The 11,271-nt window shown below is 64.7% G+C and carries 11 protein-coding genes and 1 tRNA gene; 5 read left to right on the forward strand and 7 right to left on the reverse strand.

The genetic code is table 11. The features are described 5' to 3' along the window. Nucleotides 1-821: FAD-dependent oxidoreductase (locus AAF184_21920; protein MEO0425009.1), on the reverse strand; the 821-nt coding region annotated here is incomplete at its 3' end. 220 nt (nt 822-1,041) lie between these two features. Between AAF184_21920 and AAF184_21925 the strand changes: the two genes are divergently transcribed. Continuing rightward, nucleotides 1,042-1,118 (forward strand) — tRNA-Pro (locus AAF184_21925). 224 nt (nt 1,119-1,342) lie between these two features. Here the strand turns inward: AAF184_21925 and AAF184_21930 are convergent. The 5 genes from AAF184_21930 to AAF184_21950 form a co-directional block, all read right to left on the reverse strand. Continuing rightward, the gene (locus tag AAF184_21930; GenBank protein MEO0425010.1) at nt 1,343-4,372 is read right to left on the reverse strand and encodes an EAL domain-containing protein; all 3,030 of its coding nucleotides are present in this window, start codon (nt 4,370-4,372) and stop codon (nt 1,343-1,345) included. Nucleotides 4,373-4,644: 272 nt separating this feature from the next. Then, the gene (locus AAF184_21935) at nt 4,645-5,283 is read right to left on the reverse strand and encodes a nitrile hydratase subunit alpha (GenBank protein ID MEO0425011.1); all 639 of its coding nucleotides are present in this window, start codon (nt 5,281-5,283) and stop codon (nt 4,645-4,647) included. Beyond that, nucleotides 5,284-5,568 (reverse strand): SH3-like domain-containing protein, encoded by a 285-nt coding sequence (locus AAF184_21940; protein ID MEO0425012.1) that lies wholly within the window; start codon nt 5,566-5,568, stop codon nt 5,284-5,286. Next, nucleotides 5,565-5,894 carry a ScnB-like protein gene (locus AAF184_21945; GenBank protein ID MEO0425013.1) on the reverse strand — a complete coding sequence of 110 codons (330 nt, stop codon included), beginning with the start codon at nt 5,892-5,894 and terminating at the stop codon, nt 5,565-5,567. Before AAF184_21945 ends, AAF184_21940 begins: the two co-directional genes overlap by 4 nt. A gap of 59 nt (nt 5,895-5,953) precedes the next feature. Then, nucleotides 5,954-6,994 (reverse strand): glycosyl hydrolase family 17 protein, encoded by a 1,041-nt coding sequence (locus AAF184_21950; protein ID MEO0425014.1) that lies wholly within the window; start codon nt 6,992-6,994, stop codon nt 5,954-5,956. A gap of 312 nt (nt 6,995-7,306) precedes the next feature. Between AAF184_21950 and AAF184_21955 the strand changes: the two genes are divergently transcribed. From AAF184_21955 to AAF184_21970, 4 genes are all read left to right on the forward strand, one after another. Beyond that, complete coding sequence (locus AAF184_21955) at nt 7,307-8,350, forward strand: phosphoribosylglycinamide synthetase (protein ID MEO0425015.1); 1,044 nt, start codon at nt 7,307-7,309, stop codon at nt 8,348-8,350. After that, nucleotides 8,347-9,189: a nucleotidyltransferase family protein gene (locus AAF184_21960; GenBank protein ID MEO0425016.1), complete on the forward strand. Its 843-nt coding sequence runs from the start codon at nt 8,347-8,349 to the stop codon at nt 9,187-9,189. Before AAF184_21955 ends, AAF184_21960 begins: the two co-directional genes overlap by 4 nt. A gap of 205 nt (nt 9,190-9,394) precedes the next feature. Continuing rightward, nucleotides 9,395-9,586, forward strand: a complete 192-nt coding sequence (locus tag AAF184_21965) for a hypothetical protein (GenBank protein ID MEO0425017.1) — start codon at nt 9,395-9,397, stop codon at nt 9,584-9,586. Nucleotides 9,587-9,680: 94 nt separating this feature from the next. Then, entirely contained in the window at nt 9,681-10,235 is a 555-nt protein-coding gene (locus tag AAF184_21970) for a hypothetical protein (protein MEO0425018.1), read from the forward strand. A 49-nt stretch (nt 10,236-10,284) separates the two neighbouring features. Here AAF184_21970 and AAF184_21975 read toward each other — a convergent pair. Continuing rightward, nucleotides 10,285-11,271 (reverse strand): molybdopterin cofactor-binding domain-containing protein (locus tag AAF184_21975; GenBank protein MEO0425019.1); only part of this gene is annotated, 987 nt, incomplete at its 5' end.

Here is an 11,271-nt window from a genome sequence, read left to right on the forward strand (position 1 = left end):
CCCTCGCGCGTCACCTCGATCACGCGCGCATTGCAGAGCACCTTCACGCCGATGTTCTCCAGCTCCTCGTGGGCCGCGTTGGAGATGCGCTCCGGCAGGGCCGGCAGGATGCGCGGGCCCGCCTCCAGCAGGACCGTGCGCAGCTGGGACTGATCGAAGTTGTCGAGGCCGTAGTAGCGCAGCTCGTCCGTGGCATGGCGCAGCTCCGCCGAGAGCTCCACGCCGGTCGCGCCGCCGCCGACGATGGCCACGTCCACGGTCGGCTTCTCCGCCGGGTTCGCCTGGGTCTTGAGCGAGGCCGCCACGCAGAGGTTGAGGAGCTTCTGGCGGAAGCGCTCCGCCTGCTGACGACGGTCGAGGAAGATGCAGTGCTCCGCCACGCCCTTGGTGGCGAAGTCGTTCGAGACGCTGCCCACCGCCATCACCAGGTAGTCGTAGCGGATGCGCTGCTGCGCCATGATCTCCTCGCCGTCCTCGTCAATGGTCGGCGCGATGATCACTTCCTTCGCCTCGCGGTCGAGGCCCGACATCTCGCCGAAGAGATAGCGATAGCCGAAGCGGTGGGCGTGCTCGCGGTAACCCACCTCATCCAGGCTCGAGTCGAGGGCGCCCGTCGCCACCTCGTGCAGGAGAGGCTTCCAGATGTGGGAGGAATTGCGGTCGACCAGCATGATGTCGGCCTTACCCTTGCGACCTAAGCGACGGCCAAGGGCGGCCACGAGTTCCAGGCCGCCGGCACCCCCACCGACGACGACGATGCGGGGCTTTTCAGCGGCAGAAGGGCTGGCCGCCGTGGCGGCGCTCGAGGCTGGCTGGGACAAGGCTGGACGCGCTCCGATTTCGACTGGCGGGACGCGACATAGTCTACACGGTGCGGCGCAACATTTAATGCGAACTCGTGCGTGAGCGGCTATCGACAGGCGGGGTGGCTTCGGCTATTGTGTGCGGCCTTGTGCGGCGGCGACCGTTCCCTCTCCGGGGTTCCCGAGGTTGCCATTCCTATCCAGCTGCACAGGTGCGGGGGTCTTCCCGCCATTTGTTCGGGGTGTAGCTCAGCCTGGTAGAGCACTGTCTTCGGGAGGCAGGGGCCGGAGGTTCAAATCCTCTCACCCCGACCATTGATTTCGATCGCTTACTCCCCCCATCGCGGCGCGCCGTTCCGTCACCGGCAGGGGACTCGAGCGCGATAAACCAACGCCTGCGATCGTCTGCATCGCAGGTGCGTAGCAAGCGCTGTGGGGCACCACCCACGGCAGACCGAATCCACGGACAGGCACGTTTGGACCGCATTAGCACTCGAAAACGGCGCTGCGGATGCGACTCCACCAGGGAGACGGCGAGACTACCCAGCTACGGGCTGCGACGCCTCGGCGATCAGGCTGTCGAGGGGCACAGGGCGATGCAGGTGGAACCCCTGAAACAGCGGCACACCCAACTCTCGTAGCGCCGCCAGTGCGGTTGCCGAGTGCACGTGTTCGGCTATCACAGGGATGCCCAGGGTCTGCGCGGCGTCCACGAACGCCCGCACCGCAACGACGCTTAGCGGATCGTCTTGCAGGGAGGTGACGAACTGTCCATCGATTTTCAGGTAGTCGACCGCGAGCTCCCGAAGATAGGCGAAGGACGCCATCCCAGAGCCAAAGTCATCGAGTGCCACCTTCACACCATGCGATCTAAGTTGCGCGAGCAGCTTTCGCGCTGCGCCCATATTGGAGATGACCGCAGTCTCGGTGACCTCCAACACGATACGCTCGCGTTCGGTGGCTTCCAACTGTTGGAGAGAATCAAGTAGAAAACGGTGAAAGGCGTCATCGCAGATGGACTGAGCCGACAAATTAATAAAGTACGTAGGTATACGAACGCCACCCTGGACCAGCGACCTCAACGCCTGGACTACCACCCATTGATCTACTCTGGGAGCAAGGTTGAAGCGCTCAGCCGCAGGCAGGAAAGCCCCCGGCATGATTGGTTCCTGATTGGGTGGACACATACGCAGAAAGAGCTCAGCGCCGACCGGTGAGTCACCGCCGCCGTCGCGATAAATCATCTGGGCATCCAGCGCGAACCAGTCTCTCTCCAGCGCCTCCTCGAGCCGCACCACCCAACGGGTAGAGGACTGTCGCGAGAGGATGGCGTCGTCCTCTTCCTGGTAGCGATGCACGCGATCCCGCCCGCGCTCCTTCGCCGCATAGCAAGCGTTATCAGCAGCCTGCAACAGCCGATCCACCGAGCCCCAACGGCTATCTAAGACAACCAGTCCGATACTGGCCCCGACACGGAAACGGCTACCCGAATGCACGAAGCGATAGGCGCTGACGCGTTGGCAAATCCCCTCGGCAATCTGCAACGCCGCATCTTCCTGGCAGGCCATCAGCAGCACCGCAAACTCGTCACCGCCCAGGCGCGCTACCGTATCGTTGCTACGCACCCCCGAGCGGATGAGATCGCACACTTCCCTCAGAAGCGCATCACCGGCCGCGTGACCGCAGGTGTCGTTGACGATCTTGAACTGATCCAGATCGATCATCAGCAATGCGTGGTGGACGCCGATACTGCGTGATGACTCGAGGGCACCGCCAAGGCAACGTTCGAATTCGGCTCTATTCACCAGTCCCGTGAGCCCGTCGTGCTTGGCCTGATAGCTCATTTCGCTTAGTAGACGGCGGTTCTCCCCTACATCTCGCAGCACCAACACCGCGCCGAGCAGTGTGCCTTGCGCATCGATCAGTGGAGAGACGCAACCTTCTACTGCGATCTCCCGCCCCCCAGCGGTTCTCAGCAGCGCCGTCCTCGCAAGTTGCACTGTCTCGCGTCGAGAGATCGCCTCCCCTATCGGGTTGGGCAATAGCTCCCCACTCGCCTCATCCACGAAGGACGCCATGTCGGCGAAACGCGCTCCCACCAACTCGCCGCGGTGATTCAGAATGGCGTTCGCGACGGGGTTCACATACTGCACGCATCCTGCGGGGTCAGTCGTGACCACCGCGTCACCGATCGACTCGAGCGTAACGCGCAGCTCTTCCCCCTGGCGCTGAAGCTCATCAACCAGGTGGCGACGTTCGGTGATGTCCTGAAAGGCACCGAAGAGCCGGGTTGGGCAGCCGTCCGCCTGCTCAGCCTGCCCTTGTGCACGCACCCAAATCGCCTCCCCGCTAGCGCGTACGAAGGGCAACTCCAGATCCCATCCCGACCCGGTCCTTAGAGCCTCATCCAGAGCTCGCTGAATCTCCCGCCTTCCGTCTTCCGCGTAGAACCCAACAGCTGCATCGAGATCGGGGACGTACTGGCTGTCCACACCATGGATTCGGCGTGTTTCTTCGGTCCAGTAGATCTCGCCCTGTTGCAGATCGACCTCCCAACCCCCCACGCCCGCAATTCGCCCCATGGCTTCCAGCAAATCCTTACTGCGAGCGAGTTCCTGTTCCTGCTCCTTGCGTTCCTGAATCGAGAGAATGACCCCAAACATCCTCTGCGGATCGCCCTTCGACGGCCGCGCCAGAACGGAGCCACGACTCTGCACCCACACCCAGAGACCGTCGGCGTTGCGCAGGCGAATCTCGCATTCCACGCCCGCCATCCGTCCGCCGAGGTGGCCCGCGAGCATCGCCTTGAGCGGACCGCAATCGTCCGGATGCGTCATTGAGAACAGGTGCCTAATGGAGAAGGGACTCAGCTCCTTCGGCGAGTATCCGAGCAAGGTCGCGAATCGCTCGTTGATCTGCATATGGCCGGTGGAGACATCCCATTCCCAGGTCCCTACGTCGGTCGCGTCGATCACATTGGCCAACGTTGAACGTTCGCCTTCAAGTGCTGCTTCGGCCACCCTCCGCGCCCGATTCTCGGCAACGAGTCTGCCCTGCTCTTCCAGCAGTAGGGTGCGTGAGCGACGCAGTTCGAGGAGCGATGCCGCTATCGACGAAAGCGCCGAGAGTTGTTGCACGGTGCGTTCATCGATCTGCCGCGGCTTTCGATCGATCACGCAGAGCGTCCCCACCTGATGCCCGTCCTTGAGGCGAAGGGGAGCGCCCGCGTAGAACCGAATCCCTGGTTCTCCGAGCACAAGAGGATTGTCCGAAAACCTGCTATCGAGTGTGGCATCGGGCACCACGGTCACGGCTTGATCGAGAATCGCGTGGGCGCAAAACGCATGGTCGCGATGCGTCTCAGCGACACCGCCCAAGCCCGTGTTCGCCTTGAACCACTGACGGTGTTCGTCGACCAGACTAATCAGACTTATCGGCACGCCAGCGAGGTCGGCCGCGAGCGTGACGATCCGATCGAACGCCTGCTCTGGCTGGGAATCGAGTGCCGTCAGCGCTTTGAGCGCGCGCAACCGGGTAGTCTCATCGCTTGGAGGGCTAGCTGCAGGCATGGGGGCTCCTGAGGATAGGCTTACCCTAACTTCTCGTGCGCTATCAATTGGTGCGCAAGATCACAATACTATCGCTAGAAACCGAGTCGTTGACAGGTCAAGAAGCAGACTCTTGAGCCACGTTGTCTGCCCTGCTGCAGGCCCTGCATCGGGCGAGCGAATCCTATCCAATCGGCAGCAAGCGCCCAAGGATGAATAGCTAGCCGGACCGTCTCTCGCTGAGCGTGGGAATGCTGGCCTGCACAACGAAAAATCGACTGCTCGGCGCTTGGCTAATTGAGGTGTGATGCACTCAATGCCCGCTGGGTACCGATCAGTGAGTCCCGGGTGACCAGTGCGGCCAGACGTGCTTCATCCCACCCCTCCGTACCCGCCGGCCGCTGCGGCAACACCATGTACCGCAACTCCGCCGTGGAGTCGTGCACCCGCACGCTCACGTCTTCATCCAGCGCCACCCCAAACTCCGCAAGCACCGCCCGAGGCTCGCGCACCACCCGCGCCCGATAGGCCTTCGACTTGTACCAGGCCGGTGACATCCCCAACAGCGCCCGCGGATAACAAGAACACAAGGTGCACACGATCACGTTGTGCTCCTCATCGGTGTTCTCCACCACCGTGAATTCCGTCGGCGACAGATCGAACCCGAGCTCCTTGATCGCTTCCGCCCCGTTCTCGAGCAACCGAGATCGAAAGGCGGGATCCGTCCAAGCACGCGCGGCGAGGCGCCCGCCGTTGTACGGCGACGCCCCCTGCATCTTGGCGATCATCGCCAGCTCGTCTTCAGCCGTGTAGCACCCGCCTTCGATCAGCAGCTCGCGCAACGCAAGGCCGACGAGGGCCGCATCGCTGGTGGGCTCGGGGTGATCGGGTTGGACCGTCTTCGCGTGGTCGTGGTCGTGGTGGTCGCTCACCTATGCCTCCTCGAGCCAGTGCTCGAACACCTCGAGTTCGAGCACATCGCTAGCCGCGCCTGAATAGTCGGTCCACAAATCCTGCTGGAGAATGCGCACTCGGTAGAGCCTCGTGCGAGGTCCGCCATCACCGCGGATGAAATGCTCCGGCTGCCCGTGCTCCCCACACACCCGCTCGATCGTGCCGACCTGGCCCTTGGCGTACCAAGGCACGCGGTGGTGCACGGCGGGCGTGCGATCAGCGATGCGCACCCGCTGGTCGACGGCGAAACGGGGCGCGGTCATTCGGGCTCACCTGCGGCCGCTTGGCGCTTGCGAATCTCCGCCACGCGCGCGTCCAGCTGCTCCTGCGTGACCACGCCCTTGTCGAGGAGCGTGTGCGCGAGCGAAGTGGCCCAACGTTCGTAATAGGTGAGGCGTTCGTAGTCCTCGGGGGCGAGGCGCTCGATGCCGTCGCGCAGCTCGGCGAAGTCCGTGAACAGGCCCTTGCCCATGGCGAGGCGGACCATGGCGTCGACCTGCCATTCCCACCACGCCGTGTCGTGTTCGCTGGGGTCGATGGGGCCGGCGTCGACGCCGCCGATGTCGTGAGGTCCGGAAGGTGTGGTCATGCCCCGATTAGAGCGCTGCGCACCCGCCGCCGCAACCCGGCGGCGGCGGCAACCGGGGGCTACTGCAGCGCCACCTTCGGCGTGCGGTCGCTCTTGTAGAGGCCCCAGTGCTTCTCGGCCTTGTCCATGGGGTTGTCGCCGTCGAAGCCACCCTTCCAGTTTTCGTCGAAGGACGAGAAGTAGAAGGAGATCACGCCGTTGCTCTCGGCCCACGCGTCGTACTGGTCGAAGAAGGTCTTCTGCTCGGCCTCGCCGGCCTTGCCTGTGAGGCCGCCCTCGTAGCTGCCGTCGCCGTAGACGCGGCTGGTCGGCCAGCCGGTCTCGCAGTAGGCGATGGTGTGGTCGGGGTGAAGAGCCTGGATGTCGTTGTAGGTGGACTCGGTCCACTCCATGGCTACGTCCAGGACCTTGTCGTTCCAGAAGGCGTAGGCGTGGAGGCAGATGAAGTCGAGCTCGTTGGCGATGCGCGGGGCCTGGGGCTTGTTCCAGAAGTTGTAGTCATCGGCCACGGTGACGGGTTGCTTCACGGCACCGCGCACGCGGCGGATCTGCTCGACGACGTAGTCGAGATCGGTGATCCGGTGGTAGGACCAGTCGACGAGGATCTCGTTGCCCACGTTCACGGCCACGACGATGTCGGGGAAGGCGTTGGCGTACTCGATGGCGAGGCGCACCTGCTCGTCGTTCTCCTCATCGCTCTTGTGCGAGTCGAGCCAGATGCCCTGCATCACACGGATGGGGAGGTCGTTCTCCTCGATCACCTCCAGGATGTTCTTCGACTGGGGGTCGGCGCCGTAGAGGCGGATCAGGTTCCAGCGCTCGGCGAGGATGGTGAGGTCTTCGAGGATGTGCGCCTTGGACGTGAGGGCGCCGCCGGGGGCCTCGCCGTCGCGGTAGGCGCCGTAGGAGATGCCGTTGGCGATGGACTCACCGTTGAGCATCGGCGCAAAGGAGCGCTTCTCGACGGCGACGACGGCCGTCTCGCTCTCTCTTTTACCTGCCACTGGGGCCTCACCTGCGTCCTCGGGAGCTTCCCCGGTGCTGCATGCCGCCAGCGAGCCGATCATCACCCCCACCCAAATACTCTTCAGAAGGTCCATTGTTCTTATCCCAATCGCCAGGAAATTCCGTGAAGGAACAACTTACTACGCCGGGGCGATTCTTGCTGGCGGATAGAAACAAGACTCATTCTTGGTTCGCGACTTTCAAATCACTGCTCGAGGCGACTCCACATAAGGGCGTCCCCAATCTCTGCACGGGTTGCAAAAGCAACGTGATCGCGTAGATTGCGCGCCAACCTCGGTGGGAGCCCGGTGGTCAAAATTTGCGCGGTGTTCAACTCCGTTGACGCGCGCTCGACGCCAGACCTTCGCCATTTCGCAACACTTCCGTAACGGGCGAGAAGCAAAATGATGCGCGTGACAACCGATACCTCCAGCGCACGGCATCCCCGTTGCCTTGAAATCCCCCAGTCCGTGAAGGACTCCTTACGCGTCCTGTTCCTCGCCAAGCACGCCTTGAGCGACGGCACCCCCGACGCCGAGGACGGCACCCACGCCACCTACCACCGCGAGCTACTCGACACGCTGGAGGAGATCGGCCTGCGCGTGACGCCCGCCAACAGCTTCGACGCGCTGACCGGCGCGCTGGACGTCGACTTCATCGTCTCCCTGCTCAACCGCGCGGGCTTCCGCAACAGCGAGATGCTGGCGCCGCTCCTGGCCGAGTCGAAGGACCTGCCCTACCTCGGCGGCTCGCCGATCGTCCGCGGCCTCACCGACGACAAGCACCTGCTCAAGCACGTGGTGGCGAACCTGGGGCTGACCACGCCGGAGTGGAAGCACTACGCCCTCGGCGGCCTGGCGATCACCCCACCCGCGTTCGACTGGAATTCGCTCATCATCAAGCCGAACGCGAGCTCGGCCTCCTGGGGCATCCACGTGACCTCGAGCTGGGCGATCGCCGAGCGGCACATCACCCAGCTGCACCAGGAAGGCCACGACGTGATCGTCGAGCGTTACATCGACGGCACGGACCTGGCGGCACCGGTGATCGCCGCCCGCGGCGGCCCCTGGTATTTCCCGGTCATCCGCTACGACGGCGACAGCGGCCCAATCCGCACCTACGAGCAGAAGCGCGACCTCGTGCCCTCCTCCACCAAGCACGTGCTACTCACCGAGGGCGCCTTGAGCGATGAGGTGCTCGCGATGAGCCAGCGCATCGTGGAAGAGGTGTGGCCCTTCGATCACGGGCGCCTGGAGTATCGCGTGGACTCGGCCACCGGCGAGGTGCACTTCATCGAGATGAACATCAACTGCAACCTGTGGTCGCGCAAGACCATCGCGTCCGTGGGTCGGCAGATCGGCGTCTCCCACCGCGAGCTCATCGAGACCATCCTCTGCGCGAGCCTGGAACGCCAAGGCCTGATCCCGGCCAGCGCGGTACAGGCCGCATGAGCGGCGCACCAGGCGCCTACACCGCCCTGGTCCTCGCCGCCCAACGTCGGGGCGCAGACGACCCCCTGGCCCCCTTCTGCGACAACGGCAACAAGTGCCTGATCGATATGGCAGGCAAGCCGATGATCGAGTGGGTGCTGGACACGCTGCTGAGTGCGCCGGAGATCGCGCGCATCGTCATCTCCAGCGACGATCAGGCGCTGCTCGATCCGCTGCCGCGCTTCGCGGACCACCTGGCCTCAGGCCGCATCACGGTGGTCGCCTCAGGCCCGGACTTGTTCGCGAGCGTGGAAGCCGCCCTGGCGGGCCCCGAGCACGAACGCTTCCCCGCCCTCATCACCACCGCCGACAACCCCCTGCTCACCACCGACATGGTCAAGCACTTCTGCGCTGAGCTGGAGCGCGCCGACGTGGACGCGGCCATCGCGATGACGCCCGCCGACCTCCTGCGCGCGGAGCACCCGCAAGGCCAGCGCCGCTTCTACGCTTTCACGGACGGCGAGTTCTCCAACTGCAACCTGTACGCGATCGCCCGCCCGAAGGCGATCAAGGCCGCGGCGATGTTCCGCGGCGGCGGTCAGTTCCGCAAGAAGGCCATGCGCATCGTGCGCGCCTTCGGCGTGTTCAACTTCCTCCTCTACTTCCTGCATCGTCTCTCGTTGGACGACGTGGGCGTGCGCCTGTCGAAAACCTTCGGCTGCCACATCGGCTTCGTGCGCATGCCCTTCTCCGAGGCCTGCATCGACGTGGACAACGAACGCACGATGCGCATCGCGCAGCAGATCCTCGAGGCGCGGCTGGCCCAGGATGCGCCTGCGCCGGTGCAAGCCGCGGGCTAAGCACCTCCCGAGGCGGATGAGGGCGCGGGCGCGCCGGTCAACATAGTCACGCCGCTCCGCTTCCCCACGCTGTCGGAGTTCGTTACAAGGCTGCACGCTTCGCTCGCGGCGCAGCCGCTAAGCGACTGATCGAAGTCACCTTCCGCCGGTGGCGCGGCGATTGCATCTCCCTCCAACGATCGCGCACGCGCACTGGAGGTGAAGGATGTATCGCCAGCTCGTCGACACCACTCAACTCGTCGCCCTCATCGCCATGGGGCTCAGCGCCTCGCCGGGAGCGCGTGCCACTGACGGATTGGCGGCCTTGGCCGAGCCGGAGATGTTGTTGTCGCTAGCCCTGGGGGTGGTGGCCTTACGTTGGCTGCGGCACCTGGCGCTAAGCCGCCCCAGGCGGTAGCCACACACGAGAACTAGTCGCCCGCCCGAGGGTCTCAACCCACGTGTTCGATCGTTGGGTTTGAGCTCCTATGAAACACCTTGAGTTTGGGCTGGTGACAGCGATCCTAAGCTTCACGTCCCTCAGCGCGGCCATCGCCGACACGAACGATGCCGAGACCGCGCCCTTCCCTTTCGCCCGCTTCGTCGGCGACTGGACCCTGCAGGACGACCGCTTCCAACAGATCTGGGACGGCAAGACCCTCGATACCCTCACCATCCCCAACCACTTCACCCATTGCGCCCCGGTGAACACGCAGTACTCCGTGCTCTGCGCCGTGGACGCCGGCGGTGGCCTGAAGGGTCACATCCTCTGGGTGGCGAGCCACGACCGAACCAGCGTCAGCCACCTCTCCCACTTTGGCGATCGCCGCGTGGGGGTGGGTAAGGGCGTGCTGGATGAGAACGGCGACCTCACGCTGACGATCCGCTTCGAGGACGAACCCCCAGGCACGCACCGCCGCTACCGCTACCACTGGCTGGACGAGGACACCTACGAGATGAAGTCCGTGCAGTTCGGCCGCGACGGGATGGAGACAGGCAACTGGTACGGCGGCACCTTCGTACGGCTCAACGAAGAGGAGGGGTCCACCGCCGCGGGAGAACGCTAGCCCGCCGCAGCCGCCCGTAGCCGAGCAGCTGCGACGCCCAGCAGGTTCCCTAGACCTGGGTCATCGGCAAGGCACGATGGCGCTCGCCACCCGCCGCGTAGATCGCGTTGGCCAGCGCCGGTGCGAAGGTGGGTACACCCGGCTCCCCGAGACCCGTGGAGCGATTCTCCTGGCCGATGAATGCCACGTTGATCTCGGGCGGTGCATCGCTGATGCGCAGCACGCGGTAGTCGTGGAAGTTGGAGTTCACCACCGCGCCCTCGCGGAAGCTCACCTCCGTCTCCAACGCCAGCCCGAGGCCCATGATCACGGCGCCTTCCATCTGCGCGGTGGCGATGTCCGGGTTCAGGACCAGGCCGCAGTCGACGGCGCAGTCGACGCGCTTCACGCGCACCTGGCCGTCTTCCATCGCCACATGCACGGCCATCGCCGTATAGCTTTCGTAGCTGTGGTGAACGGCGATGCCGAGGCCTTCGCCTTCCGGTAGCTCGCGGCCCCAGCCGCCCATGGCGGCGGCCTTCTCCAGCACGGCCAACGAGCGCTCGGCCTGCATCTTGGTCTTGGGGTCGGAGGAGTTGCGGTAGATGCGCGTGAGCAACGCCACCGTGTCCGTCTGCGCCTTCTCGGCGAGCTCGTCGACGAAGATGTTGATCGCGTGGGCCCAGAAGATGTCGTAGACGGCGCGGTACCAGCCGATGCGCGTGTGGGCGGGGGCTTCGCCCGACTCGATGCGCACGTTGGCGATGCCGAAGGGGTGGCCGATGATGCGGCCGAGGTCGCGCTCACCCGGGCGGGTGACCTTCGGGTTGAAGGTGGCGGGGATCGGCGGGAAGGCAGCGCGGTGCAGCCAGCCGACCACGTTGCCGTCGGCGTCGATGCCCGCTTCGATGTGCTGGGCGCTGCAGGAATGGTAGTAGCCGGTGCGCGTGTCCTCTTCGCGGGTCCACGTGAGTTGCACGGGCGCGCCGACGGCGAGCGACAGCGTCACCGCCTCCTGCACGTAGTCGCACTTGTACTTGCGGCCGAAAGCGCCGCC

Source organism: Pseudomonadota bacterium, assembly GCA_039815145.1.
In the GTDB taxonomy this organism is placed as follows: Bacteria; Pseudomonadota; Gammaproteobacteria; order Steroidobacterales; family JBCBZW01; genus JBCBZW01.